Here is a 26,132-nt window from a genome sequence, read left to right as displayed (position 1 = left end):
CACGCCGGATCGTCGCACGCCGGATCGTCGCACGCCGGATCGTCGCACGCCGAGCCGGCCGGCTGCGCTTGGATGGACGGATGACCGCGCTCATCGTCGCCGCCCACCCCGATCGGGACTCGCTCACCCTCGCTCTGGCCCGACGGCTCGCGGAGGAGCTGCCGCCGGCCGAGCTCGCGGATCTCGCCGCGGAGGGCTTCGACCCGCGCTTCAGTGCGGCCGACCGGCACAGCTACCGCGTCGCGGACGAGTACCCGGCCGACGTCGCGAGCGAGCAGCGCCGGCTCGACGCCGCCGAGCACCTCGTGCTGGTCTTCCCCGTCTACTGGTGGTCGATGCCGGCGCTGCTGAAGGGCTGGATCGACCGCGTCTTCGTCAACGGCTGGGCCTTCGAGATCGACCCGGCCGACGGGATGCGCCGGAAGCTCGGCGGGCTCACCGTCCACCTCGTGCCGATCGCCGGCGACAGCGCCGGGGTGTACGAGCGGCACGGCTACGAGCAGTCCCTGCGCACCCAGATCGAGCACGGCGTCGTCGACTACTGCGGCGCCGTGCGCGGCGCGACGGCCTTCGTCCACGACTCCGAGCACGAGGACGCCGCCGCCCGCGCGGCGAGCGTCGACCGCGCGGTCGCGGCCGTCGTCGCCGCGGTCCGCGGGCGTGCCCCCGCGCCGGCCGAGTAGCCGCCTCGGCCGCCCTCCTTCTCGCCCTCGCCGCCCTTCGTGCCGGTCGAGCAGCCGCCTCCTGCGCCGTTCATGCTGGTCGAGCAGCCGCCTCCGGCGCCGTTCATGCTGGTCGAGTAGCCCCGGAGGGGCGTATCGAGACCCGCCCAGCTCAGCACGGTGGATCTACTTGGAAGAGACGCCCGCAGACATGCTGGTCGAGTAGCCCCGCAGGGGCGTATCGAGACCCACCACCGCAAGGACGTCGGTCTCTTCCCCGCCCTGCGCTGGCGCCGAAGGCGCCCCCTCCGCTCGATACGCCCGTTCCGCGGGCTGCTCGATCACCATGGGGTCGCCGTCCGCAGCCGCGATGCGGGTCGTGGGCTTCATGCTGGTCGAGTAGCCGCCACCGGCGCCTCCTCATGCTTGTCGAGTAGCCGCCTCCGGCGCCTCCTCATGCTGGTCGAGTAGCCGCCTCCGGCGACCCGTGCATGCTGGTCGAGTAGCCGCCTCCGGCGGCGTATCGAGACCCACCATCACCAAGGCATCCGGGAGCAAGCCTCCTCCACACTCGCGTTCCGACGACGTTGTCCCCGATCAGCCCATGGTTCCGACTCCGGTGTCGGTATCTCCTGCTTCAATACGCGTATGTCAGAAGATGAGAACGCGGCAGCACTCGCGGAGGTGCGCGACTGCTTCTACGACGCCGCGGCCACCGAGCGCGCCGCGTCCCCGACGCGCCTGAGAGCCGCGGAACGCATCCACCGCGGCTACCGCGTCGCCCTCACCGTCCCGGAGGCGTTCGCCCGCGGCGCCTCCCGGAGCGAGACCCGTGACCTCGTCGAGCGCTCCATCCGCGCCGAACTCGCGGTGACGCTCGGCGTCTCCGAGCGGGAGGTCTGCCGCCGGCTCGAGACCGCGCAGATGCTGATGGAGCACCTGCCGCTCACCCGTGCGCTGCTCCGCGACGGCCGGATCCTCTGGGAGGTCGGCGAGGCGATCTGCAGGACGGCGAGCAGTCTCCCGGGGGCCTCCCGCGCGGCACTCGACGAGCGCGCGGCCGACGCCGCGCTCACGCTGACGACGACCCAGCTGCGCCGCGCCCTGAGTCGCTGGCGCGAAGAGCTGCACGAGCAGCCCCTGAGCGAGCGCCACGCCCGCGCCACGCTGGACCGCGCGGTCTGGATCACACCGGATGTCGACGGCATGGCCACGCTCTGCGTCCACGCTCCCGCGCCGGCGGTGACGGGCGCGTACGACCGGCTGCGCCGCATCGCCCGCACCCTCCGCGACGACGGCGACCCGCGCACCCTGCAGCAGCTCAGCGCCGACGCGGCCGTCGATCTCCTCTGCGACGGCGACATCGCAGGAACGACACCCGACCCCGAGCACCAGCCGGACCCGACCTTCGTCCCCGGAGTGCGCGCCGAAGTCCGGCTGACCCTCGCCGCCTCCACCGCAGTCGGCCTGGACGACGCACCCGCGGACCTCGACGGCTACGGACCCGTCCCCGCGCCGATCGCCCGCGAGCTGGTCCGCACCGCCGCCTCCTTCACCCGGGTCCTGACCGATCCGGAGACCGGCGCGGTCGTCTCCGTCGGCCGCACCCACCGGGTCCCGCCGCCGCAGATGCGCCTGCACCTGCAGCTGCGGGACCAGACCTGCCGCTTCGCCGGCTGCACCCGGCCCGCCGCGACCAGCGAGGCCGACCACACCCTCGAATGGCGCAACGGCGGCGAGACCGCCCTCGAGAACCTCGTCTCGCTCTGCACCTCGCACCACCATCTGCGGCACGGCGACCAGTGGACGTACATCGGGAGCGGTGACGGGACGATCGTCTGGACGAGCCCGACCGGTCGGCGGATCAGCAACCGCCCGCCCCCGCTCCCCGGCCGACCGCCCGACCCACCGCCGAAGCCCCGCTTCATCGACGTTCCCGCGCCGTTCTGACGACGGTGGATCTCGATACGCCCGCTCAGCGGGCTACTCGATCAGCAGGTAACGCGCGCGATACAGGCGTGCGCTCCCGGCCCGCACATGCTGGTCGAGCAGACCCGGGGGGCGTATCGAGACCCGTCCAGGCCCGCACGGTGGATCTACATGGAAGGGACGCCCGCAAAAATGCTGGTCGAGTAGCCCCGCAGGGGCGTATCGAGACCCACCCACCCCAAGGACGTCGGTCTCTTACCCGCCCTGCGCTGGCGCCGGAGGCGCCCCCTCCGCTCGATACGCCCGCTCCGCGGGCTACCCGATCAGCACGCGTCCGGGGCAGGGGCGGCGCCGTGATCGGATCGCGACAGCCCTCGATCCGATCGGGACACCCGCCGTCGGCCCCCGCCGCGAGGCTGGATCCATGACCGACACCACCACAGTCCCCCTCCTCACGGACGACCGGCTCGCCGGCCGCACCGCCCTCGTCACCGGCTCCTCCAGTGGACTCGGCGAGGCCATCGCCCACCGACTCGCCTCGTCCGGCGCGCACGTCCTCGTGCAGGGCCGCGACCGCGCGCGCACCGAGGCGGTCGCGCAGGCGATCACCGCGGCCGGCGGCACCGCCTCCGTGCTCGTCGCCGACCTCGGCGGCACGCCCGACGCCACCCGAGCCGTCGCCGCCGAGGCGCTGCGCCTGCTCGGCGGCCGGATCGACGTGCTCGTCAACAACGCCGGCGTCTTCCCCGTCGGCCCGACCGCCGAGCTGAGCGACGCCGACGTCGACGCACTGCTCGTCACCAACATCCGGGTCCCGCACCAGCTCGTCGGAGCGATCGCGCCGACGATGGCCGAGCGCGGCTCCGGCGTGATCATCAACATCACCTCGTGGATGGCGCGCGTCGGCACCCTCGGCACCGCCCTCTACCCGGCGACCAAGGCCGCGCTCGACCACCTGACCCGCGCCTGGGCGGCCGAGTACGGCGCGGACGGCGTGCGCGTCGTCGCGGTCGCCCCCGGCGCGACGCTCACCCCCGGCAACGCGCACGCCTCGGCGATCCTCGACGCGATGACCGCCCCGACTCCCGCCGGCCGGCCCGGCCGCCCGGACGAGATCGCCCAGGCCGTCCGCTGGCTCGCGACCGACGAGGCGTCCTACGTGCACGGCACGACCCTGCTGGTCGACGGCGGCATCGTCGGCGCGCGGCGCTGACCGGAGCCGGTGTCGGGGAGCAGGTCAGTCAACCTGCACCAGCCGGCCGGGGTGCAGCGCGGCGTCGGCGGCGGGGGTCGTCTCGTAGGCGCGGCGGTAGTCGCGGCCGAAGTGCGATGCGCTCGCGTAGCCGACGGCCGCCGCCGCGCCCGCGGCCGTCTCGCCGCGCACGAGCAGGAGGCGCCGCGCCTCGCCCAGCCGCAGCCGGCGCAGATAGCCGAGCGGGGACATCCCGGTCAGCTCGCGGAACCGCCGGGTGAGCGTCGGCACGCTCGTGCTCGCCTCCGCGGCCAGCGCGTCGAGCGTCCAGCCGTGCGCGAGAGCGCCGGTCATCGCGTCGACCGCCCGGGTCACCGCGGCCGAGCGGACGGCGGACGACGCCGACAGCAGGCGTGGCGCCTGGTCGCTCTGCAGCAGCCGGAGCACCAGCTCGCGGGACACCGCCGGCCCGAGCACCGGGATCTCCTCGGGGACGTCCAGGAGCCGGAACAGGCGGTGCAGCGCGTCGGCGAGCTCCGGGGTGATCGTGCCGATCCGCTCAGGGATCGCGGCGGCGGGCCGGTGCGCGACGAGCCCGGCGACCTCGGCGACGAGCACCGGATCCAGGTGCCAGTTGGCCGAGACGAAGTCGCCCTGCTCGCCGGTCTCGACGACGGCCGCGATCACCGGCAGGTCGACCGGCGTGATCAGGAAGCGGCCGGCGCCCCACTGCTCATCCGAGTCGCCGACGATCGAGCGCTTGCGGCCGGAGAGCACGAGGCTCAGCGTCGGCGGGAAGCGCGTGTAGACCAGCGAGGTCGGCGCCGTGACCCGGTGCAGCCGCAGGTCCAGCGCGGCGGCGCGCTCCGGATGCTCCAGGTGCCGGCGGGCGAGATCGGCGGCGGCGGCGAGGTGCTGCCGGGCGGTCCCTGGCGCGGCGCTCCCGGGCGCGGCGGTCACGGGCGCGGCAGCGCCGCGAGGGCGAGCTCGCCGATCTCGGCGACGCGCTCGGCGCTCCCGCCGTCGCGGGCCTGCGTCGACATCCCGGTCAGCACCGCGACGACGAAGGCGGCCGTCCGCGCCGCGTCGGTGCCGGCCGGCACATCCCCCTCGGCGATCCCCCGCTCGATGCGGGCGGCGATGACGTCCTCCATCGAACGGCGGCGCTCGGCGAGGCGCGGCTCGCTCAGCACGAAGCAGCCGGAGGGCGTGCCCGGGTCGGAGTAGCCCGCGGCGCTCGAGCGGACGACGGCGGCCAGCGCGTCCCAGGCCGTCGGGGCGTCGAGGAGCCGGGCGAGGGCGGCGTCGGCGGTGTCGGAGTAGCAGCTCGCCGCGGCACGGAAGAGCTCGTCCTTGTCGCCGAAGGCCGCGTACAGGCTCGGCGCCGAGATGCCGATCTCGCGGGTGAGCACGGCGACCGTCGTCTCGTCGTAGCCGTCGCTCCAGAAGCGGCGCATCGCCGTGTCGAGCGCCTCGTCGCGGTCGAAGCCCCTCGGTCGTCCTGCCATGCTCCGATTCTATAACAGTCGCTACGGAACGTGCTAGCGTGCGTCGCACCAGTTCTTTATCGACCATTACAGAAAGGCACTCCCATGCAGATCCAGGACTCCGTCGTGCTCGTGACCGGCGCCAACCGCGGCATCGGCGCCGAGTTCGTCCGGCAGCTGACGGCGCGCGGCGCCCGCACCGTCTACGCCGCGGCGCGCGACGCCTCGACGATCGCCGCTGCGCCGGGCGTCGTGCCGATCGCGCTCGACGTGACCGATCGGGACCGCATCGCCGAGCTCGCGGCGACCCTCGGCGACGTGTCGATCGTCGTCAACAACGCCGGCATCGCCCCCACTGTCGACTTCGTCACCGGTGACCTCGACGAGATCCGCCGCACGGTCGAGACCAACGCCTTCGCGCCGCTGATGCTCGCGCGCGCCTTCGCCGGGAGCCTCGGCCGCGCGGGCGGCGGCGCCGTGCTGAACGTGCTCTCCGTGTCGGCCTTCGTCTCGTTCCCGGGCTCGGAGTCGTACTCGATGTCCAAGGCCGCGGCCTGGAGCGTCACCGACGGCCTGCGCCTGGCCCTCGCTCCGCAGGGCACCCAGGTGCTCGGCCTGCACATGGGCCTCGTCGACACCGACATGGCCTCGTGGTCGGACGCTCCGAAGTCGAGCCCCGAGGCGATCGTGACGGCCGCCCTCGACGGCCTCGAGCGCGGCGCCGCCGAGGTCCTCGCCGACGACACCGCCCGCGCGGTGAAGCCCGGCCTCGCCCTCGACCCGGCCGAGCGTTACGCGGACGTGCTCGCCACCACCCGCTGACGCCTCATGCTGGTCGAGTAGCCGCGGGACGCGGCGTATCGAGACCCGCCGTCCCAGCAGGACAGCTCTGCAGACTCGTCCTGCTGACGCCGGTGGATCTCGATGCGCCCGCTGCGCGGGCTGCTCGATCAGCATGGAACGGCCGACACGAAGAGGACGCTCCCTCCCAGGATTCGGAAGGGCGTGGCCGCCGCTTGCCATCATGCTGGTCGAGTAGCCCCGCAGGGGCGTATCGAGACCCGCCGTCACCAGCACGTCAGGTCTGCACACTCGCCCTGCCGACGCCGGGTGGAGGCGGATCCGCGATCTCCGACGCGGTGCGGCCACTGCTCCGCCTTCGCGGGAATAGAGTGGCCTCTGAGACGCAGAAGCGGAACTCCTTCCCGCACCGTCGAACCCAGGAAGGCCCCTCCATGACGCTCCCCCGCGCCGCCGCCGCACTGCTCACCTCCGCGGCCCTCCTCGCGGTCCTGGGAGGCTGCTCCGCCTCGGCACCCGCCGAGACCGCGACAGCCGAGGCCTCGAGCACGCCGACCGCGACCAGCGCACTCTCCGGCTCGATCACCGTCTACGCCGCCGCGTCGCTGAAGGGCACCTTCACCGAGATCGCGACCGCCTTCGAGGCCGAGCACCCGGGCACCACCGTCGAGCTCGCCTTCGCCGGCTCGTCCGACCTTGTGACCCAGATCACCAACGGCGCGCCCGCCGACGTCTTCGCCTCGGCCGACGAGAAGAACATGGCGAAGCTCACCGACGCCGACCTCATTGAGGGCGACCCCGTCGACTTCGCGACCAACACCCTCGAGATCGCCGTCCCGCCGGCCAACCCCGCAGGGATCGCCTCGTTCGCCGACCTCGCCCGCGAGGGCGTGAAGACGGTCGTCTGCGCGGCCCAGGTCCCGTGCGGCGCGGCGACGGTCACCGTGGAGACCGCGACGGGCGTCGACCTCCGGCCGGTCAGCGAGGAGTCGTCGGTCACCGACGTCCTCGGCAAAGTCACCTCGGGCGAGGCCGACGCCGGCCTGGTCTACGTCACCGACGTCGCCGCCGCCGGCGACGCGGTGACCGGGATCGAGTTCCCCGAGTCGTCGCAGGCCGTGAACACCTACCCGATCGCCCCGGTCGCCGGCTCCGCGAACCCGGACCTCGCCGCCGCCTTCACCGCGTACGTGGCCGGCGACGAGGGCCGCACGGTCCTCGCCGCGGCGGGCTTCGGCGCCCCCTGAGCACCCTCCCCCTCCGCCGAATCGGCTCTACGATGGCTCCCATGCCGCAGATCCGGATCAAGAACGCCGCCGACTACCTCGGCGTGAGCGACGACACCGTCCGCCGCTGGATCGAGAACGGCACCCTCGCGAGCAGCAAGGACGCCGCCGGCCGCAGCGTCGTCGAGGGCCTCGACCTCGCCCGCCTCGCCCGCCAGAACGCGATCCTCCCCGTCGACCCGAGCGAGGTGGGCCGCTCGGCGCGCAACCGCTTCGTCGGCATCGTCACCGAGGTGGTCTCCGACACCGTGATGGCGCAGGTCGAGCTGCAGTGCGGCCCGCACCGCGTCGTCTCGCTGATGTCCGCCGAGGCCGTCCGCGAGCTCGGCCTCGAGCCGGGCTCGCCCGCGATCGCGATCGTCAAGGCGACGATGGTCGTGGTGGAGACGCCGAACGGGAAGGCGTGACCCGCTCGCCCGTGACCCGGTCGCCCGTGACCCGCCGGCCGGTGACGCTCTCCGCCGGAGTCCCCCGCTGGGTCGTCGCCGTCGCGGTCGTCGGCGGTGCCTTCGTGCTGCTGCCGCTGGTCGGCATCCTCACCCGCGTCGACTGGGCCGGGTTCGTCCCGCTGATCACCTCGGACTCCTCGATCGCGGCGCTCCTGCTGAGCCTGCGCACCGCCGCCGCCGCCACCGCACTCTGCCTCGTGATCGGCGTGCCGATGGCGCTCACGCTCGCGCGCACCTCCTTCCCCGGCCAGGGCCTGGTGCGCGCCCTCGTGCTGCTCCCGCTCGTGCTGCCCCCGGTGGTCGGCGGCATCGCCCTGCTCTACACCTTCGGGCGGCTCGGCCTGCTCGGCGGCGCCCTCGAGGCGCTCGGGATCCGGATCGCGTTCTCCACCACCGCGGTGATCCTCGCGCAGACCTTCGTCGCGCTGCCGTTCCTGGTGCTCAGCCTCGAGGGGGCGCTCCGCTCGGCCGGCGACCGCTACGAGAGCGTCGCCGCGACCCTCGGCGCCCGGCCCTCGACCGTGCTGCGCCGGGTCACCCTGCCCCTGATCCTGCCCGGGCTGCTCTCCGGCGCGATCCTCTCCTTCGCCCGCGCGCTCGGCGAGTTCGGCGCGACGCTGACCTTCGCCGGCAGCCTGCAGGGCGTCACCCGCACGCTGCCGCTCGAGATCTACCTGCAGCGCGAGACCGACCCGGACGCCGCGGTCGCCCTCTCGCTGGTGCTGGTCGTCGTCGCGGTCCTCGTGATCGGGCTCGCGCATCGCCGGCCGCGCGCCGCCCGAGTGGAGGCTCGCCCGTGACGCTCGAGATCGACGCGCGGCTGCACGCCCGCGGCGTCGACGTCGCGCTGCGGGTCGAGACCGGGACGACCACGGCCGTCCTCGGCCCGAACGGCGCCGGCAAGTCCACGCTCGTCGGGCTGCTCGCCGGCCTCCTCCGCGCCGACGACGGACGCGCGACCCTGGCCGGAGCGACCCTGTTCGACTCCGCCCGCCGCCTGCACCTGCCGCCGCACCGCCGCAGCGTCGCCCTGCTCGCCCAGGACCCGCTGCTGTTCCCGCACCTCAGCGTGCTCGACAACGTCGCCTTCGGCCCGCGCAGCACCGGCGCCGGCCGCTCCGCCGCGGCCGAGACCGCGCGCACCTGGCTCGAGGCCGTCGACGCCGTCGACCTCGCCGACCGCCGGCCGGCGCAGCTCTCGGGCGGGCAGGCGCAGCGGGTGGCCGTCGCCCGGGCGCTCGCTCCGAGCCCGGAGCTGCTGCTGCTCGACGAGCCGATGGCCGCTCTGGACGTCGCGGTCGCCCCGCTGCTGCGGCGGATGCTGCGCCGCGTCCTGCCCGGGCGGACCACGATCCTGATCACCCACGACGTGCTCGACGCCTACACGCTGGCCGACCGCGTCGTGGTCTTGCACGAAGGGCGGGTGATCGAGGACGGGCCGACCCACGAGGTGCTCGAGCGGCCGCAGAGTCCGTTCACGGCGGAACTCGCGGCGCTCAATCTGCTGACAGGCACGGCGACCGGCACCGGGCTGCGGACCGACGACGGCGTGGAGCTGCGGGCGGCGGGCTCCGTCGCCGCGGGCGTGCGGGCCGCGGCCGCGTTCCGGCCCGCCTCCGTGACGGTCGCGCCGGCCCTGCCGGGGGCGCCGGGCGCGGGCCGGGTCCGCACCCGCATCCGCGACCTCGAGCGGCGCGGCGACCTCGTGCGGGTGCGCGCCGCCGGCATCGCGGCCGACCTCTCCCCCGCTCAGCTCGCCGCCCTCGGCGCGGGGATCGACGACGAGGTCGACTTCGTGATCGATCCGGAGGCGGTCGCGCTCTACCCGGCGCGCGGCGTCGCGGGCGGAGGGTAGCCCTCCGCGGCCCGCCCGAGAAGGGCCCCCTCGCGCGGCCTCTCCCGCGGGTAGCTTTCAGCCATGGCGCAGCGCAGCGAGACCAGGTCCGTGCCGTCGACCGCGATCGACGTCACCGTGAACGGCGAGTCGAGAGCGGTCGACGTCGACAACCGCACCACCCTCCTCGATCTGCTCCGGGAGCGGCTCGACCTCACCGGCTCGAAGAAGGGCTGCGATCACGGCCAGTGCGGCGCCTGCACCGTGCTGCTCGACGGATGCCGGACCAACAGCTGCCTCGTGCTGGCGGTGTCGGTCGACGGCCGCGAGGTCACCACGATCGAGGGCCTGGCCGACGGCAACGACCTCCATCCGGTGCAGCGGGCGTTCCTCGAGCGCGACGCCTACCAGTGCGGCTACTGCACGCCGGGGCAGATCTGCTCGGTGGTCGGGATGCTCGCCGAGGCGCGCGCGGGCATGCCCAGCCACGTCACCGCCGAGCTCGGCACCGAGAACGTCGTCCTCGACGACGAGGAGGTGCGCGAGCGGATGAGCGGCAACCTCTGCCGCTGCGGCGCCTACGCCAACATCGTGCCCGCCGTCCACGACGCGGCGGAGCACCCGAGCGAGACGGAGACCGCGCAATGAGGACCTTCGAGTACCAGCGGGCCGCGGACGTCGCCGACGCCGTGCGCCTGCTCGCCGCGTCCCCCGAGGCGAAACCGCTCGCGGGCGGCACCAACCTCGTCGACCTGATGAAGCTCGGCGTCGAGCGCCCCGCCGCGCTGGTCGACGTCAGCCGCGTCGACTTCGGCGGCGTCGAGGAGACGGCCGAGGGCGGACTCCTGATCGGCGCGGGAGTCGCCAACAGCGACCTCGCCGCGCACCCGCTCGTCCGCCGCCGCTACCCGGCCCTCAGCCGCGCCCTGCTCGCCGGCGCCTCCGGCCAGCTGCGGAACCAGGCCTCCACCGGCGGGAACCTGCTGCAGCGCACCCGCTGCACCTCCTTCACCGACGTCTCGAAGCCGTGCAACAAGCGGGAGCCCGGCACCGGCTGCTCCGCGCTGAAGGGCGTCTCCCGCGAGCTCGCGATCCTCGGCATCACCACCGACGCCGACCCCGGGCACGTCTGCATCGCGACCCACCCCGGCGACATGGCCGTCGCACTCACCGCCCTCGACGCCGTGATCCGCTTCGAGACCGTCGACGGTCCGGCGAACCTGCCGATCACCGACTTCTTCCGGCTCCCCGGCGAGCACCCCGAGCGGGACACGAACCTGCCGGCGGGTGCGCTGATCACCGCCGTCGAGCTGCCGCCGCTGCCGTTCGCCGCGACCTCCACCTACCGCAAGGCCCGCGACCGCCGCTCCTACGCCTTCGCACTCGGCTCGGTCGCCGCGGCGCTGGACGTGACCGACGGGACCGTGACCGACGTCCGCCTCGCCCTCGGCGCGGTCGCGCACGCGCCCTGGCGCGCGCGGATCGCGGAGGACCTGCTCCGCGGCGGCCCCGCGACCGTCGAGGCCTTCACGCGTGCGGCGGAGGCGGAGCTCGCCGCCGCGACGCCGACCGAGCAGAACGCCTTCAAGGTCCCGCTGCTCACCAGGCTGATCGTCGGCGTCCTCGCCGAGCTCGCCGGACTCGACGAGGAGGTGGCGGCATGACCGCGCTCGACACGGCCCCGGGCACCCCACTGGGCACACCGCTGGGCACACCACTGGCCCGGCTGGAGGGCCTCGACAAGGTCACCGGCGCGGCCCGCTACGCCTTCGAGCACTCGCCGGAGGGTCTGCTGCACGCCTGGCCGGTGCAGTCGGCCGTCGCGACGGGCATGGTGCGGCGGATCGACGTCGACGCCGTGCTCGCGCTGCCCGGCGTGCACTCGGTGATCACCCCCGACTCCGCGCTTCCCCTCGAGGACGCCGACGACGGCGAGCTGCAGGTGCTGCAGTCGCACGCCGTCGCCTACCGCGGCCAGGTGATCGCGCTCGTCCTCGCCGACACGCTCGAGACCGCCCGCGAGGCCGCCGCCGCGCTGCGCGTCGAGTACGTCGACTCCGGGACCGACGTCGTTCTCACCGAGGACCAGCCCAAGCTCTACGCGCCGGAGCAGGTCAACGCCGGCTTCCCGACCGACAGCTCCGACGGCGACGTCGACGCGGCGATCGCGGCCGCGGCCGTCTCGATCGACGCGCGCTACTCCACCCCGGCGCTGTTCAACTCGCCGATGGAGCCGCACGCCTCGGTCGTCACCTGGTCCGACGGGCGCCTCGACGTCCTCGACTCCTCGCAGGGCACGAGCTCGGTCCAGTCGACCCTCGCGACGCTGTTCTCGCTCGATCCCTCCGTCATCCGGGTGCGCAGCAAGCACGTCGGCGGCGGCTTCGGCTCGAAGGGCTCGCCGCGGCCGAACGTGGTGCTCGCGACGATGGCGGCCATCCTCACCGGCCGGCCGATCAAGATCGCCTACACCCGGCAGATGATGTTCGCGCTGGCCGGCTACCGCACGCCGACGATCTCGCACGTCCGGCTCGCGGCCGATGCGGAGGGGCGGCTCACCGCGATCGCGCACGAGGCGTTCTCGCACACCTCCACGATCCAGGAGTTCGCCGAGCAGACCGGCGAGGCCACCCGCCACCTCTATGCGGCGCCGAACCGACTGGTCACCCACCGGGTCGCGGCGCTCGACGTGCCGACGCCGCGCTGGATGCGCGCCCCCGGCGAGTGCCCCGGCATGTACGCGCTCGAGTCGGCGGTGGACGAGCTCGCGGTCGCCGCCGGGATCGACCCCATCGAGCTGCGGGTGCGCAACGAGCCGGACGTCGATCCCGATTCGGGCTCGCCGTTCTCCAGCCGGCACTACCTCGAGTGCTTCCGCCGCGGAGCGGAGCTGTTCGGCTGGGAGGACCGCGATCCGCGGGCAGGCAGGGACCGCCGCGGCCGCTGGCTGGTCGGCACCGGGGTCGCGGGCGCCACCTACCCCGTGCTCACCTCGCCGAGCGGGGCGCGGGCCACCGCGCTGCCCGGCGGCCGCTTCGTGATCGCGGTCAACGCGACCGACATCGGCCAGGGCGCCCGCACGGTGCTCACCCAGGTGGCCGCCGACGCGCTGGACGTGCCGGTCGACCGGATCGAGATCGTCATCGCCGACAGCGCGCTGCCGCAGGGCCCGGTCGCCGGCGGCTCCTCGGGCACCGGATCGTGGGGCTGGGCCGTCACGAAGGCCTGTCACCGCCTGCTCGCCCTGCTGGCCGACGGGCAGCCGCTTCCCCCGGAGGGCCTCGACGTCGTCGTCGACACCACGGAGGACGTCGCCGGGATGGGCGACTTCGCCCGCTACGCCTACGGCGCCCACTTCGTCGAGGCGCGGGTGGACCTCGACTCGGGCGAGATCCAGGTGCCGCGGATGCTCGGCGTCTTCGCCGCGGGCCGGATCCTCAACCCGCGGACCGCCCGCTCGCAGTTCCTCGGCGGCATGACCATGGGCCTCTCGATGGCGCTGCACGAGCACGGCGCCCTCGACCCGGTGCTCGGCGACTACGCCAACCACGACTTCGCGACGTACCACGTGGCGGCGAACGCCGACGTGCTCGACCTGCGCGCGGAGTGGCTGGACGAGGAGGATCCGCACCTCGCGCCGATGGGCGGCAAGGGCATCGGCGAGATCGGCAACGTGGGCACCGCCGCGGCCGTCGCCAACGGCGTCTTCCACGCCACCGGCGTCCGCGTCCGCGACCTCCCCGTGCAGCCCGACTCGCTGCTCGCCGCCCTCCCGCCCCGCTTCTGACCGTGAGCTCTCCCTCTCGGTCGGACGACTGCATGCTGATCGAACCCCGCGCAGTCGCGTCTCGTCACATGCTGGTCGAGTAGCCGCGGAGCGGCGTATCGAGACCCACCAGCGTCAGAAGACGAGTCTGCAGACCGCCCTGCTGCCGACGGCGGGTCTCGATACGCCCCCGCGGGGCTACTCGACCAGCATGCTCTCGCCCCTGCGGGCCTACTCGAACAGCATGATGTCGGCCCGTGGGGCTACTCGACCAGCATGCTCTCGTCCCCGTGGGGCTGCTCGACCAGCACGGTGGGGCGACACCGCGTCCGTTCCCTCAGCACCGAGCTGCGGATCGGCTGAGGCCCGGCAGCCGGCCGAAGGCGGCGACGACGGCGGTCGCGGCGAACGGGAGGACGGCCCCGGCGGCCGCGAGGCCGAGCCCGGGGAGGCTCGTCGCGAGCGCCAGCAGCAGGAGCAGCACCGCGGCCAGCATCAGGGTGCAGAGCGGCCGCGCGAGCAGCAGCTGCGCGGTGGTGCGCAGCTGCCAGCGCGTCCGCTCCGCGAAGTGCGCGCGGACCACCCAGAACTCCACGGCGAACACCGCGAAGAGGGCTGAGACCACGAGGAGGACACCGGTCACCGCGACGCCGAGGCCGTCGACCTCGACGCCGCCGAGGATCCGGTGATCGACCCAGAGGACCGCGCCGACGCCGAGCAGGGCGCAGCCCGGCACGTTCGCGCGCGGGAACTCGTCGCGCCAGAACCGCGCGAACAGCGAGACGGTCTGCCGGAGCGACCACGGACCGTCCGGGTCGAGCAGCCGGGCGCGGTGCAGCGCGTGCGCGGCGGCCACCGAGGGGAAGAACCCGGCGATGACCGCGCCGCGCAGCGTGAAGAGCAGCATCGCCGCCGAGACGACCAGCACGAGCAGCACGACCCGGCAGGCCGCCTCGTAGCGCTCGGCGAGCGACGCCATCAGCCCTTCACCGCCCCGACCAGCACGCCCTTGTCGAAGTAGCGCTGCAGGAACGGGTAGAGCACGAGCAGCGGCAGCGTCGAGACGATGATCACGCCGTACTTGATCTGGTCCGCGGTCTCCTGCAGCTGCTGCGCGGACTGCCCGCCGCTGCCGCCCTGGCCCGCGACCGACTGGTTCGCGAGCAGGATGCTCTGCAGCACGTTCTGCAGCGGCAGGAGTGAGGCGTCGCGGACGAAGACCAGGCCCGTGAAGTAGTCGTTCCAGTGCCCGACGAAGTAGTACAGCCCGATCACGGCGATGATCGCGGCGGAGAGCGGGAGCACGATCCGCAGGAAGAAGCCGAGGTAGGTCACCCCGTCGATGCGGGCCGCGTCGTGCAGCTCCTCGGGGATCGAGGTCTCGAAGAACGACCGGGCGATGATCAGGTTGAAGACGCTGAGGGCACCCGGGAGCACGAACACCCACATCGAGTTCAGCAGCCCGAGATCGCGGTAGAGCAGGTAGTTCGGGATCAGCCCGCCGGAGAAGAACAGCGTGACCGCGAACACCAGCAGCAGCACCCGCCGCGGACGGAACTCGGGCCGGGCGAGCGCGAACGCCGCCGGGATCGTGACGAGCAGGTTCAGCGCCGTCCCGAGGACGGCGTAGACGACGGAGTTCCGGTAGCCGTTCCAGATCCGCTCGTCCTGGAGCAGCCGCTCGTAGCCCGAGAGCCGGAACCCCTCCGGGATCAGCGTGAGCCGCCCCGAGGAGACCGCACCCGGATCGGAGAACGACGCCACCACGATGAACCAGAGCGGGTAGAGCACGGCGAGCACGACGATCGCGATCAGGAGGCCGGCGACGGCGTCGATCACCCGGTCGAGCGGCCGTTTCGGCACCGTCCGGCGCCGTCGGCGCGGCGGAAGGGGTGCGCTGCCGCCGGCTCGGGCGTCGGCGACGGCGATGCCGCGGGTGTCCGGTGCAGGGGTCACGGACGTCCTCTCCCTCGGGGTCCAGGGGTCCCAGCGCCGGCTCGCCCCTCCGCGCTCCGACGATCCCCCGCGCTCAGAAGACACTGGAACCCGTGGCGCGCTTGGCGAGCTGGTTGGCCACGATCAGCAGGGTGAAGTTGATCACCGTGTTGAAGAGGCCGATGGCGGTGGAGTAGGAGAACTGATTGCTGAGAATGCCGATCTTGTAGGTGTAGGTCGCGATGACCTCCGCGGAGGACAGGTTGAGCGAGTTCTGCATCAGGTAGACCTTCTCGAAGCCGACGCTCAGCACCGACCCCATGTTGAGGATGAGCAGGATGGCCGCGGTCGGCAGGATCGTGGGGATGTCGACGTAGCGGATGAGCCGGAGCCGCCCGGCGCCGTCGATCTTCGCGGCCTCGTAGAGCGACGTGTCGACGGTCGAGAGCGCGGCGAGGTAGATGATCGCGTTCCAGCCGCAGTGCTGCCAGACCTCGCTCATCCAGTAGATCGCCGAGAAGGCGTCCGGCTCGGCGAGGAGGTTCTGACCCGGCAGGAACCGGCCGAGGAGCCCGTTCTCGGGCCGCAGGAAGATGTTGATCATCGCGACGATCACCACGACCGAGATGAAGTGCGGCATGTAGGTGATCGTCTGCACGAAGCTCTTGAGGCGACCGGCGCTGATCTGGTTGATCAGCAGCGCCAGCACGATCGGGGCGACGAACCCCATCGCGAGCGTCCAGAGGCTGATCTGCACGGTGTTCAGCACGATCGTCGAGAAGAGCGGCGACTCGAAGAACTGCACGAAGTAGTCGAGGCCGACCCACTCCCCGCCGCTGAGCCCGCGCGCGGGGACGTAGGTCCGGAAGGCGAGCTGGAGCCCGTACAGCGGCACGTAGGCGAAGACGGCGGTGAAGACCAGCGCCGGCAGCACCATCAGCCAGAGCTGCCACTGGTTCCGCACGCTGCGGAGGGCGCGCAGCGGCCGGGGCGGGGCCGGGAGCGGCGCCCCCGCGGCCGGGGCGAGGGGCGCCCCGGCCGCCGACGAGTCGAGTGCCGTCCGCGTCATGACGCCGCGGTCGCGAGGTCGTAGGCCTTCTGCCAGAGCTCGACGTTCTGCACGAGGCCGATCGACTCGAGCTGGGCGACGTACTCGTCCCAGTCCTCGTCGACCCCGCCCTCCGCGATCCACTGCGACGTCTTCTGCAGCGCGTAGTTGAGCACGGCGGTGTCGTTGTTGGCGGCGGTGATCGCGTCCTCGGCGGACAGCCGGACGTAGTCGGGCATCAGGTCGCGCACGTGGTCGTAGTGCGAGTACTGCTCGGTGTAGACGTCGTCCACCTCACGGAGATCGTCGCGGTTCCAGTCCCCGTTCAGGGTGACCGAGTCGGGGATCCAGCCGGCCAGGCGGTCGGCGAGCGCCGGGTCGCGACCGTCCGCGACGGCGGCCCGGTACGCCTCGGTGACCGAGTACGTGCCGTCGCCGTCGTCCGTGACGAACTCGGGGATCGATCCGGTGAACTGCTGGATCGAGTACTTCTCGCTGTAGAGGGCGTCGACCACCTTCCACACGCACTCGTCGCCCGCCGCGGCCGCCGAGACGGCGAGCTTCCCGCCCTCGTACTCGTTGTCCGAGCCGTCCCAGACCACGTCCTCGGCGGACATGCTCGCGGAGGCGGCGGGAGCGGGCATCGCCACGTACTGGTCGCGGAGATCTCCGAAGTCGGCGAGCGACCAGCCGAAGATCAGGCCGATCTGCGCGGTCTCCCCGTCCCCCGCCTGAGCGGCGTAGTACGCCGAATCGTCCTTGGTGAGCGCGTCGGCCGGGATGAGGCCGGCCGCGAGCAGCTCGTGCAGGTACTCCACCACCCGGCGGTACTCGTCCGAGACGAGGAAGTTGGCGACCCGTCCGCCGGAGACGTGGATCCCCTGCGCCGACGGACCCTTGTTGAACGAGGTCGCGATGCCGGTGGAGTTCAGCAGCAGGAACGGGCTGTACCAGCCGAAGCCGGCCGTCTCGAGGCGGCGGACGTTGAACGGGACCTCGTCCGCCTGCCCGTTGCCGTTCGGGTCCTGCGTCTTGAACGCCTGCAGCACCGTCGTCAGCTCGTCCCAGGTCCGCGGGACCTCGAGGCCGAGGGCGTCGAGCCAGGCCCGGTTGATCATCATGTGCTGGCCGGAGCCGCGATAGCCGCTGCCGCGGGACGAGGAGAGCGAGTGGATCTCGCCCTTCTCGTTCTCGACCAGCCGGCGCGCGTCGGGCTTCTCCTCGAAGAACCGCCGCACGTTCGGCAGGTCGTCCAGGTGCGGCGCGATGTCCTCGAAGAGGCCCGGGTACTGCACCGCGTCGTTCGCGCCGACCGCCCGGAGTGCGATGTCCGGCACGTCCCCCGCGGCGAGCGAGGGGTTCTTCTGCTGGGTCCACGCGGTGTCGTCGATCGTGTTCCAGTTCACCGTGCAGCCGGTCTCCGCCGCGAGCGCCGCGGCCCAGGGGGTCTCGCCGACCGGCACCTGCGCCGTGCTCTGCGCGACGAGGACGTCGACGGCGCCGTCATCAGCGGCCGGACCGCTGTCGGTGCAGGCCGCCAGGCCCGCCGTCAGCGCGAGCGCGGTCGCTCCGGCGAGCGATCGCCGGACCAGGGTGTTCGAGACGAGGGGCATGGTGGTCTTCTCCATCGAAGGGTGAGCGGCAGGGGAACGCGGCAGCCGTGACCGTTCACGTGAACGGTCACGGACGACGAGTGCCCACACGCTAAGCTGGCGGCCGTCGACCTGTCAAGGCAGCTGTCGCCGAAGACGCGAGGCGCTGTCGCCATATGCGTGTTGCCAGACGAGACTGAGAGAAGGAGGGCCGCTGTGGACCGCTCCGGCGAACCGCCGATGCCCCCTCGTCCACCGAGAGACCTGCCGGTTCGCCGCGCCACCATCCGCGACGTCGCCCGCGAGGCCGGCGTCTCGCGGCAGACCGTGACGCGCGCGATGAACGGCATGTCCGAGATCAGCGCCGCCACCCGCGAGCGCGTGCTCGCCGTGAGCGAGGCCCTCGGCTACGTCCCCAGCCGGTTCGCCGCCAACATGGCCCGGCAGAAGAGCATCGCGGTCGGCCTCGTGATCACCTCGCTGCGGAACCCGTACTACACCGACCTCGCCGCCGACCTGCTGGAGGAGTTCGCCGTGCGCGGCTGGCAGGTCGTCGTCGTCGCCGAGACGAACGAGTCCGAGGAGCAGATCGTGGCGGACCTGGCCACCCAGGTCGACGTCATCGTCGGCTATCTCGCCCGGGAGAGCCTGGAGTCGATCCGCCGGGCGGCGCGCGGGGTGCCGGTCCTGCTGATCGAGCGAGACGACGAGCTGCCCGGCGTGCACGCCATCGCCGTGGACTTCGCACCCGGGATGCGCGCGCTGGTCGACGGGCTGCGCGAGCGCGGGGCGCGCACCATCGGGATGCTCGACCACGCCGAGCCCGACGAGTACGCCCCGAGCGCGCGCCGGCTGCGATTCGAGGAGTGCCTCGCGCCCGGCGAGGCCGCGCTCGTCGCGACCGGCGGCGACACCATCGCCGGCGGAGCCGACGCCTTCGGCGAGCTGCTGGCCGCGCACCCCGAGGTCGACGCCGTCATCGCGTTCAACGACATGATGGCGCTCGGCGCCCTGCAGCGGGCGAGCCGCCTCGGGCTCGAGGTGCCGCGCGACGTCCGCATCGCGGGGATCGACGGCCTGAGCCTGGGCGCGGCGATGCTCCCGAGCCTGACCTCGCTCACCATCGATCGCGCGCTGATCGCCCGGGCGGCGGCGCTCCGGCTGGCGGAGCTGCTGTCCCCCGCCGGCGCGATCCCGGGCGGTGCGGGTGCCGCGGGTCCGATGACGGTCGTCACGCCGTGGCCGGAGTGGCGGGACAGCGCATGAGGATCACCGCTCCGGCCCCCCGCTGGCACCGGCCGCGGGAGCGCGCACTAGCCGACGGCCGTCGGCCGGTCAACGCGGTCATCCCGATCCGCTCCGCTCCGTACGCTGAGGATCCGGGCCGAGAGGCCCCACGAGACGGGGGAACCATGCTGCAGGTGACGGTGTCCGAGCGGACGTACCTCCTCGCCGCGGACGCGACGATGGAGCGGACCAAGCAGGACGTGCTCGAGGCGATGCGCACCGCCCCGGCCTTCCTGTCCCTCACGACGGTGCTCGGCGGGCGGGTCGAGGTGCTGCTGACCGCGGCCAGCTCGGTCGTGCTCGAGCTGCACGACGAGGCCCCGCTCCCGACGGCCCCGCACGGCGACGCGGCGCCGGACTACGACGACCTCTACGGCGTCGACTACCTCTGACCCGAGGGCGTGTCGGAGGTCGGTCGTAGACTGACGTCCCCATGCGCAGACACAGCCTGACCCCGCGTCCCGACTGGCGAGCCCGCTGCGACGAGGTCGGCTTCAGCTTCTACGACCTCCCCTCGGAGGGCGGCCGGCCCTACTGGAACGAGTCGGCGGCCTACGGCTTCGCGCTCGCCGAGATCGAGCTGCTCGAGACGGCGACCCAGGAGCTCTTCGACCGCTGCATGGAGGCCTGCGAGCACGTCGTCCGCACCGGCCGCCTCGCGGAGTTCGGCATCCCGGAGCGCTTCCACGAGCTGGTCCGCACCTCCTGGGACGAGGACGACCCCACGGTCTACGGGCGGTTCGACCTCGCCTACGACGGCGAGGGCGCGGTGAAGCTCCTCGAGTTCAACGCCGACACCCCGACCTCGCTGGTCGAGACGGCCGCCGCGCAGTGGCAGTGGCTGGAGGAGACGCGCGGCCCCGAGGCCGACCAGTTCAACGGCCTGCACGAGCAGCTCGTCGAGCAGTGGCGGCACCTCCGCGTCGACCGCTGGCAGCTGGACGAGGGCGCACGGCTGCACCTCGCCTCGCTGCACGACTCCGGTGACGGCGAGCTGATCGTCGAGGACGCGGACACCGTCGCCTACATGGCCGAGACCGCGGCGCAGGCGGGCTTCGACCCGAAGCTGATCTTCGTGGAGGACATCCGCTACGAGCTCGACGGCGCCGGCTTCCTCGACGCCGACGGCGAGCCGATCCGGCGGATCTTCAAGCTCTACCCCTGGGAGTGGATGCTCGGCGAGCAGTTCGGCGGGCTGCTGCTCGACCGGCGCGAGCGCACCCGCTGGGTCGAGCCGGCCTGGAAGCTGCTGCTCAGCAACAAGCAGCTGCTCGTGGTGCTCTGGGAGCTGTTCCCGGGCCATCCGAACCTGCTCCCGGCCGCCGTCGAGCCGCTCGTCGGCACGGCGCAGGTGCGCAAGCCCCGGCTCGGCCGGGAGGGCGCGAACGTGACGATCCTCGACGCGGACGGCGCGGTCGTCGCGGAGAACGGCGGCGCCTACGGCGAGGAGGGCTTCGTGCACCAGGCCCGGGCCGATCTCGCCCGGATCGACGGCCGGACGGTCGTGATCGGAAGCTGGATCGTCGGCGAGACGCCGGCCGGCATCGACGTGCGCGAGACCGGCGGACCGATCACCGGCGACCTCGCGGAGTTCGTGCCGCACTTCATCGAGGAGGGCCGGACCCCCCGCGACGAGCCCCTCTTCGGCCGCCCCGAGCACGGCCGACCCCAGGACGCGCGGGAGAACCGCCCGCAGGACGAGGAGACCCGATGACCACCCCCGACGACCGCGCCGACGAGCACACCGAGAAACGCCCCCAGGACGCTCCGCAGGACTCCCCCGCCGGCGACCCGGGCACCACGCGCACGCGGCGCCGCTCCGGCGACGTCGGCATCAGCGGCATCGCCTCGAAGCGGCGCGGCCTCGTCATCGGCGGCGTCGTCGCGGTCGGCGTGCTCGGGCTCGCGGTCGCGCTGAACTCCGCGAACCCCTCCACCGACGGCGTGGTCACCACCGGCGCCGACGGCCAGGACTACGTCATCCCCGAGAACGCCGAGCGCCCGGTCTACGCGAGCCGCGAGGACTGCCTGGCGGACGTCCGGGAGCAGATCGCGCAGCTGCAGGCCCAGGGCGAGGAGGTCGGCGACGATCCCGAGCAGCTCTGCGAGGCGACCGACGAGTACCGCGGGCACTACGCCGGCGGCTTCTGGGTCGGCCCGCTGATCTTCGCGTCGTCGCGCTGGAGCTCGACCCGGGCGACGAGCTGGGCTCCGGTCACGACGGGCGGCTTCGCGGCGCGCGGCGCGACCCAGCCCGACGTGGTGCAGAAGGCGCCCGCCGGATCGGCGCCCGGCTCGAAGGCCACCCTCGCGGGCGGCTTCGGCGGCACGGGCAAGTCCGGCTTCGGCTCGCACGTCGGCGGCTGAGCGGCGCCTCCGAGGGGCTTCTCAGCGGCGAGCGTCGCGGAGCTGGTCCAGCGCGGCCCGCACGTCGCGCCGCACGTCCTTGTCCGGGTCGCGGACCATCGAGGTCAGCGTCTGCTCGACGCTCGCCGCGAACTCGCCCTTCGCGTCGCGCCCCGAGCCGATCCCGGCGACCGCGGCGGCGACGAGCGCCCGCGCACCGGCCGCGCGGACGCGCGCGTGCTCATCGGTGGTGAGCCGCGCCAGCTTCTTCTGCCCGCCGAGGACCCGCTCGGCGCAGACCCGGGCGCACATCTCGCGCACGCGCCAGGCCGGGTTGGCCAGCCCGGCGAGGACCGCGTCGGCCGCGGTGTCGTCCCAGACGTAGAGCAGGGCGCGCGCGCCCCACAGCTCCGGCCAGTACAGCGAGGGCGCCCCCTGCAGGACGCCCGCCGCGTGCTCGCCGCCGACGGTGAGCAGGAAGGCCTCGCCCTCGTAGCCGCCGGTCAGCAGCGCGGCCGAGCGCAGGGCGACCGCGCGCTCGCCCTCGCGGGCGACCTGGGCGCGCAGGCGCTCCTCGAGCGGATCGGTGAGGGTGACGGAGGGTTCGCTGTCGGATGCCATAGGGCCACCAGCGTAGTCGGGGCGCCGTCGTCCCCGGCGAGGGGGATGCGGCCGCCCGGTCGGCGTCGCTAGCGTGCAGGGATGTCACGAATCACGCGCCACGGCGCTCCCGCGCGCCTCAGCGCCGCCGCCACCACTGCCACCGCCGCCGCCCTCCTCGTCCTCCTCGCCGGCTGCTCCTCCCCCGCCGGCACCGACGCCGGCACCGACTCCGGCAGCGACGCCGACACCATCGACACGGCCGCCGCGGCCGGCGACACGATCACCGGCGACGGCTACTCCTACTCCGTGCCCGAGGGCTGGGGCACCCCCGACGCCGACCCCGCGAGCATGGGCGCGGACACCCTCGCCGCCGACCTCACCGACACCGACGGCTTCGCCGACAACGTGAACGTCGTCCTCAGCCCCGCCGGCGAGGTCTCCGCCGAGCAGGTCGAGGACGCCGGGGTCACCGAGCTCGAGAACGCCGGGGCCACCGACGTCGAGGCGAACGACCGCGTCGTCGTCGCGGGAGCCGAGTCCGCGCACCTCAGCGCGAACCTCAGCGCGTCGGGCACCAGCTACGCCGTCGAGCAGTACTACGTCACCGACAAGGGCCAGACCTACGTCGTCACCTTCTCGTTCAGCCCCACCGTGGACGACGACCAGCGCGAGGCCGTCGCCGAGTCGGTCCTCGCCTCCTGGGCCTGGGCCTGATCCTGACGTGAGCCTGCTCCGGCCGCCGCCTCAGCCGTGCGGCCGGAGCAGGAAGTCGACGTGCCCGAGCACGGACGCCGCGACGAGCGGCCGACGCCCGACGACGGGCAGGATGATCGCCCCGAGGATCGAGAGCCCGAGCTCGTCGACCGGGGCGTCGGCCGGGAGCTGCCCCGCCTCGACCGCCTTCGCGAAGCGGTCCGAGAGCGTCTGGTCCACGCCGAACGCGCGGCCCAGCCGCTCCCCCACCGCCGCGTCCTCCGCACCGGCCGCGATCAGCGAGCGCACCAGCGACGCGCCGGGCTCACTTCCCGCGAGCTCCAGGATCGGCGCGAGCCACACCCCGAGGTCGCGGCGGAGGTCGCCGGTGTCCGGGAGCTGCACCTCGACCGCGACGAGCCGGCCCTCGATCATGCAGTCGGCGATCAGCGCGCCGCGGGAGGGCCACCAGCGGTAGACGGTCTGCTTGGAGACCCCCGCGTCCTTGGCGATGCCCTCCATCGTGAGGTGGTCCCAGCCGCGCTGCAGGAACAGCCGGGCGGTCGCCTCGAGGACCGACTCGCGTGCCGCGGCGCTGCGGACCGGTCCGCTCCGGTGCTCCGTCATGCGACGAGCGTACAGCGGCTCTAGACGAGACGTACCGTATGATCTAGCGACCGCTGTCGCCGCTCGCGTCTGAGCACCTCTCGATCGGACACCTCCTTGGCCTCCCTGCTGTTCCGTCTGGGCACCTTCGCCGCTCGCCGCGCCTGGGCGGTGACCGTCGCCTGGGTCGTGATCCTCGGCGTCGCGGTCGGCGCCTTCCTCGCGGTCGGCGGCAGCCTCACGAACAGCTTCGACATCCCGGGCACCGCGTCCGGCGCCGTGACCGACCAGCTGGCCGAGAAGCTGCCGGACACCGCCGGCGGCACCGGCACCGTCGTCTACCGCACCGCCGACGGCTCCGCGCTGACGGCGGAGCAGGAGTCGGCGATCTCGGCGCTGGCCGCCTCCGCCGAGGACCTCGAGGGTGTCGCCGCCGTCGTCGATCCGTTCGCCGCGCGCCAGTCTCAGCTCGACGGCGCGCAGCAGCTCGCCGACGGCCGAGCGCAGCTCCAGGCAGGGCAGGAGCAGATCGACGCCGGGCAGGCGCAGCTCGACGCGGGCCAGGCCCAGCTCACGGCGGGCCAGCAGCAGCTGACCGCGGCCCGCGAGCAGGCGGTCGCCGCCGGCGCTCCGGAGCAGCAGCTCGCCGCCCTCGACGCCCAGCAGGCGCAGCTCGACACCCAGCAGGCCGAGCTCACCGCGCAGCAGGCGGCGCTCGACGCCTCGCGCACCGAGCTCGAGGCCGGCGCGGCCCCGCTCGACCAGGGCGAGGAGCTCCTCGCCCTCGCGGACGGCATCGGCGTCGTCTCGGCGGACGGCTCGACCGCCATCGTCAACGTCTCCTTCACCGAGCCGCGCCTGGAGCTGCCGGAGGAGGTCAAGCAGGGCGTCATCGACCACTTCGAGTCCGCACCGGTCGCCGGCGCCGACGTCACGTTCGCGACCGATCTCGCCCAGGGCGTCCCGCAGATCTTCGGCGTCGGCGAGGCGATCGGCCTCGTCTTCGCGGGTGTCGTCCTGATCGTGATGCTCGGCTCGCTCGTCGCCGCCGCGCTCCCGATCGTCACCGCCCTCGTCGGCGTCGGCGTCGGCGTCACCGCCTCGCTCTCCTTCTCCGGCGTCATCGACATGGCCTCGGTCACCCCGGTCCTCGGCGTGATGCTCGGCCTCGCGGTCGGCATCGACTACTCCCTCTTCATCGTCAACCGGCACCGCAAGCAGCTGCTCTCGGGCGTCGAGGTGCGCGAGTCGATCGGCCTGGCCAACGGCACCTCCGGCACGGCCGTCGTCTTCGCCGGCTCGACGGTCGTCGTCGCGCTGCTCGCCCTGAACGTCACCGGCATCCCGTTCCTCGGCCTGATGGGGACGGTCGGCGCGGTCTGCGTCGCGGTCGCCGTGCTGATCGCGGTCACGCTCGCCCCGGCGATCCTCGGCCTGCTCGGCACCCGGCTCCTGCGTAAGAAGGCCCGCTCGGCCGTCGTGCACCACGCGGCGGTGAAGACGGTCGCGCCGATGTCCACCCTGCGCGCGGTCCTCACCGTCGTCGGCACCGTCGCCGTGCTGCTCGTCATCGCGATCCCCGCGCTCTCGATGCGCCTCGGCCTGCCGGACGGCGCCAGCGAGCCCGAGGGCTCGACCAGCGCCCGCACCTTCGAGATCGTCGGCGACGAGTTCGGTGCCGGCGCGAACGGCCCCCTGCTCGTCACCGCGACGGTCCCCGGCGGAGTCGCCGACGACGCGCTCCTCGCCACCCAGGTCGCCGTCGCCCGCACCATCGCCGAGCAGGACGACGTCGTCGCCGTGGCGCCCGTCGCCGCCTCCGACGACGGCACGCTGCTCGCCTTCCAGGTGCTGCCGACCGACGGTCCGAACAGCGCCTCGACCGAGGCCCTCGTGCAGGATCTGCGCGCGCTGCCCCCGGTGGACGACGACATCGTCCTCGGCGTCGCCGGCCAGGCGGCCACCAACATCGACATCTCCGAGGGGCTGAACGACGTCCTGCCGACCTACCTCGCGGTCGTCGTCGGCCTCTCGCTGCTGATCATGATCCTGGTGTTCCGCTCGCTGCTCGTGCCGCTGATCGCGACCGGCGGCTTCATCCTGTCGCTGTTCGCGACCTACGGGCTGATCGTCGCGGTCTTCCAGTTCGGCTGGGGCGCCGACCTGATCGGACTGCACTCGACCGGGCCGATCCTGAGCTTCCTGCCGGTGATCCTGGTCGGCATCCTGTTCGGGCTGGCAATGGACTACCAGCTCTTCCTCGCCTCGGGGATGCGCGAGGCCTATGTGCACGGGGCGAACGCCCGCCTCGCGGTCGCGCAGGGCTTCCAGGCCGGCAAGGCGGTCGTGATCGCGGCGGCCCTGATCATGGTCGCGGTCTTCGGCGGCTTCATCTTCTCGGAGTCGACCATCATCCGCTCGATGGGCTTCGGCCTGGCCTTCGGCGTCCTGCTCGACGCGTTCGTCGTCCGGATGCTGCTGATGCCGGCGCTGATGCACCTGCTCGGGCGCTCGGCCTGGTGGCTCCCCCGCTGGCTCGACAGGCTCCTGCCGGACGTCGACCTCGAGGGCGCCGCGCTCGAGCGCAGCCACCCGCACCCGCACGCCTGAGCCCCG

The 26,132-nt window shown here is 73.3% G+C and carries 25 protein-coding genes; 17 read left to right on the top strand and 8 right to left on the bottom strand.

Annotated features, from left to right (window positions below):
• Positions 1 to 80 precede the first annotated feature (80 nt).
• The 3 genes from EDF43_RS12115 to EDF43_RS12105 all read left to right on the top strand — a co-directional run bounded on the left by EDF43_RS12115 (position 81) and on the right by EDF43_RS12105 (position 3,804).
• Positions 81 to 683 carry an NAD(P)H-dependent oxidoreductase gene (locus EDF43_RS12115; RefSeq protein ID WP_132437119.1) on the top strand — a complete coding sequence of 201 codons (603 nt, stop codon included), beginning with the start codon at positions 81 to 83 and terminating at the stop codon, positions 681 to 683.
• A 627-nt stretch (positions 684 to 1,310) separates the two neighbouring features.
• Positions 1,311 to 2,612 (top strand): HNH endonuclease signature motif containing protein, encoded by a 1,302-nt coding sequence (locus EDF43_RS12110; protein WP_132437118.1) that lies wholly within the window; start codon positions 1,311 to 1,313, stop codon positions 2,610 to 2,612.
• Positions 2,613 to 3,015: 403 nt separating this feature from the next.
• The gene (locus EDF43_RS12105) at positions 3,016 to 3,804 is read left to right on the top strand and encodes an SDR family NAD(P)-dependent oxidoreductase (protein ID WP_132437117.1); all 789 of its coding nucleotides are present in this window, start codon (positions 3,016 to 3,018) and stop codon (positions 3,802 to 3,804) included.
• 24 nt (positions 3,805 to 3,828) lie between these two features.
• Here EDF43_RS12105 and EDF43_RS12100 read toward each other — a convergent pair whose 3' ends face one another.
• Entirely contained in the window at positions 3,829 to 4,743 is a 915-nt protein-coding gene (locus tag EDF43_RS12100; RefSeq protein WP_132437116.1) for an AraC family transcriptional regulator, read from the bottom strand.
• Positions 4,740 to 5,291 carry a TetR/AcrR family transcriptional regulator gene (locus tag EDF43_RS12095; RefSeq protein WP_123737133.1) on the bottom strand — a complete coding sequence of 184 codons (552 nt, stop codon included), beginning with the start codon at positions 5,289 to 5,291 and terminating at the stop codon, positions 4,740 to 4,742. The genes EDF43_RS12100 and EDF43_RS12095 overlap by 4 nt, the downstream gene beginning before the upstream one ends.
• An 84-nt stretch (positions 5,292 to 5,375) precedes the next feature.
• Between EDF43_RS12095 and EDF43_RS12090 the strand changes: the two genes are divergently transcribed.
• The 8 genes from EDF43_RS12090 to EDF43_RS12055 all read left to right on the top strand — a co-directional run bounded on the left by EDF43_RS12090 (position 5,376) and on the right by EDF43_RS12055 (position 13,427).
• Complete coding sequence (locus EDF43_RS12090) at positions 5,376 to 6,092, top strand: SDR family oxidoreductase (protein WP_132437115.1); 717 nt, start codon at positions 5,376 to 5,378, stop codon at positions 6,090 to 6,092.
• A 413-nt stretch (positions 6,093 to 6,505) separates the two neighbouring features.
• Positions 6,506 to 7,318, top strand: coding sequence for a molybdate ABC transporter substrate-binding protein (gene modA, locus EDF43_RS12085; RefSeq protein ID WP_132437114.1), 813 nt, complete (start codon positions 6,506 to 6,508; stop codon positions 7,316 to 7,318).
• 41 nt (positions 7,319 to 7,359) lie between these two features.
• Positions 7,360 to 7,764, top strand: a complete 405-nt coding sequence (locus EDF43_RS12080; RefSeq protein ID WP_132437113.1) for a TOBE domain-containing protein — start codon at positions 7,360 to 7,362, stop codon at positions 7,762 to 7,764.
• A gap of 41 nt (positions 7,765 to 7,805) precedes the next feature.
• Positions 7,806 to 8,606, top strand: a complete 801-nt coding sequence (locus EDF43_RS12075; RefSeq protein ID WP_185020243.1) for an ABC transporter permease — start codon at positions 7,806 to 7,808, stop codon at positions 8,604 to 8,606.
• Entirely contained in the window at positions 8,603 to 9,661 is a 1,059-nt protein-coding gene (locus EDF43_RS12070; protein ID WP_132437112.1) for an ABC transporter ATP-binding protein, read from the top strand. The genes EDF43_RS12075 and EDF43_RS12070 overlap by 4 nt, the downstream gene beginning before the upstream one ends.
• 63 nt (positions 9,662 to 9,724) lie before the next feature.
• Positions 9,725 to 10,288, top strand: coding sequence for a 2Fe-2S iron-sulfur cluster-binding protein (locus EDF43_RS12065; protein WP_132437111.1), 564 nt, complete (start codon positions 9,725 to 9,727; stop codon positions 10,286 to 10,288).
• Entirely contained in the window at positions 10,285 to 11,304 is a 1,020-nt protein-coding gene (locus tag EDF43_RS12060; RefSeq protein WP_132437110.1) for a xanthine dehydrogenase family protein subunit M, read from the top strand. The genes EDF43_RS12065 and EDF43_RS12060 overlap by 4 nt, the downstream gene beginning before the upstream one ends.
• Entirely contained in the window at positions 11,301 to 13,427 is a 2,127-nt protein-coding gene (locus EDF43_RS12055; protein ID WP_132437109.1) for a xanthine dehydrogenase family protein molybdopterin-binding subunit, read from the top strand. The genes EDF43_RS12060 and EDF43_RS12055 overlap by 4 nt, the downstream gene beginning before the upstream one ends.
• Positions 13,428 to 13,743: 316 nt before the next feature.
• Here the strand turns inward: EDF43_RS12055 and EDF43_RS12050 are convergent, their stop codons facing one another.
• From EDF43_RS12050 to EDF43_RS12035, 4 genes are all read right to left on the bottom strand, one after another.
• Positions 13,744 to 14,385, bottom strand: coding sequence for a DUF624 domain-containing protein (locus EDF43_RS12050; RefSeq protein WP_132437108.1), 642 nt, complete (start codon positions 14,383 to 14,385; stop codon positions 13,744 to 13,746).
• Entirely contained in the window at positions 14,385 to 15,362 is a 978-nt protein-coding gene (locus tag EDF43_RS12045; RefSeq protein WP_243646297.1) for a carbohydrate ABC transporter permease, read from the bottom strand. Before EDF43_RS12045 ends, EDF43_RS12050 begins: the two co-directional genes overlap by 1 nt.
• 73 nt (positions 15,363 to 15,435) lie before the next feature.
• Positions 15,436 to 16,410 carry an ABC transporter permease subunit gene (locus EDF43_RS12040; protein WP_123737143.1) on the bottom strand — a complete coding sequence of 325 codons (975 nt, stop codon included), beginning with the start codon at positions 16,408 to 16,410 and terminating at the stop codon, positions 15,436 to 15,438.
• A complete protein-coding gene (locus EDF43_RS12035; protein ID WP_207901727.1) occupies positions 16,407 to 18,002 on the bottom strand; it encodes an extracellular solute-binding protein in 1,596 nt (531 codons plus the stop codon). The genes EDF43_RS12040 and EDF43_RS12035 overlap by 4 nt, the downstream gene beginning before the upstream one ends.
• A gap of 219 nt (positions 18,003 to 18,221) precedes the next feature.
• On the opposite strand from EDF43_RS12035, the gene EDF43_RS12030 reads away from it, so the two are divergent.
• The 4 genes from EDF43_RS12030 to EDF43_RS12015 all read left to right on the top strand — a co-directional run bounded on the left by EDF43_RS12030 (position 18,222) and on the right by EDF43_RS12015 (position 21,635).
• Positions 18,222 to 19,247, top strand: coding sequence for a LacI family DNA-binding transcriptional regulator (locus EDF43_RS12030; RefSeq protein WP_132437107.1), 1,026 nt, complete (start codon positions 18,222 to 18,224; stop codon positions 19,245 to 19,247).
• 146 nt (positions 19,248 to 19,393) lie between these two features.
• A complete protein-coding gene (locus tag EDF43_RS12025; RefSeq protein WP_123445913.1) occupies positions 19,394 to 19,660 on the top strand; it encodes a hypothetical protein in 267 nt (88 codons plus the stop codon).
• 41 nt (positions 19,661 to 19,701) lie between these two features.
• Positions 19,702 to 20,982: a glutathionylspermidine synthase family protein gene (locus tag EDF43_RS12020; protein WP_132437106.1), complete on the top strand. Its 1,281-nt coding sequence runs from the start codon at positions 19,702 to 19,704 to the stop codon at positions 20,980 to 20,982.
• Complete coding sequence (locus EDF43_RS12015; RefSeq protein WP_132437105.1) at positions 20,979 to 21,635, top strand: hypothetical protein; 657 nt, start codon at positions 20,979 to 20,981, stop codon at positions 21,633 to 21,635. The genes EDF43_RS12020 and EDF43_RS12015 overlap by 4 nt, the downstream gene beginning before the upstream one ends.
• A gap of 21 nt (positions 21,636 to 21,656) precedes the next feature.
• Here the strand turns inward: EDF43_RS12015 and EDF43_RS12010 are convergent, their stop codons facing one another.
• Complete coding sequence (locus tag EDF43_RS12010; protein WP_164874455.1) at positions 21,657 to 22,235, bottom strand: HEAT repeat domain-containing protein; 579 nt, start codon at positions 22,233 to 22,235, stop codon at positions 21,657 to 21,659.
• Positions 22,236 to 22,316: 81 nt separating this feature from the next.
• Between EDF43_RS12010 and EDF43_RS12005 the strand changes: the two genes are divergently transcribed.
• Positions 22,317 to 22,931 (top strand): hypothetical protein, encoded by a 615-nt coding sequence (locus EDF43_RS12005; RefSeq protein WP_132437104.1) that lies wholly within the window; start codon positions 22,317 to 22,319, stop codon positions 22,929 to 22,931.
• A gap of 30 nt (positions 22,932 to 22,961) precedes the next feature.
• Here the strand turns inward: EDF43_RS12005 and EDF43_RS12000 are convergent, their stop codons facing one another.
• Positions 22,962 to 23,537, bottom strand: a complete 576-nt coding sequence (locus EDF43_RS12000; RefSeq protein ID WP_132437103.1) for a TetR/AcrR family transcriptional regulator — start codon at positions 23,535 to 23,537, stop codon at positions 22,962 to 22,964.
• A 96-nt stretch (positions 23,538 to 23,633) separates the two neighbouring features.
• Between EDF43_RS12000 and EDF43_RS11995 the strand changes: the two genes are divergently transcribed.
• Positions 23,634 to 26,126, top strand: a complete 2,493-nt coding sequence (locus EDF43_RS11995; protein ID WP_132437102.1) for an MMPL family transporter — start codon at positions 23,634 to 23,636, stop codon at positions 26,124 to 26,126.
• The last annotated feature ends 6 nt before the right edge of the window (positions 26,127 to 26,132 follow it).

This window comes from Rathayibacter sp. PhB179 (assembly GCF_004345345.1).
GTDB classification, from domain to species: domain Bacteria; phylum Actinomycetota; class Actinomycetes; order Actinomycetales; family Microbacteriaceae; genus Rathayibacter; species Rathayibacter festucae.
Note: the sequence above shows the minus strand (reverse complement) of the source record. Positions and strands in the feature narration are given on the sequence as shown.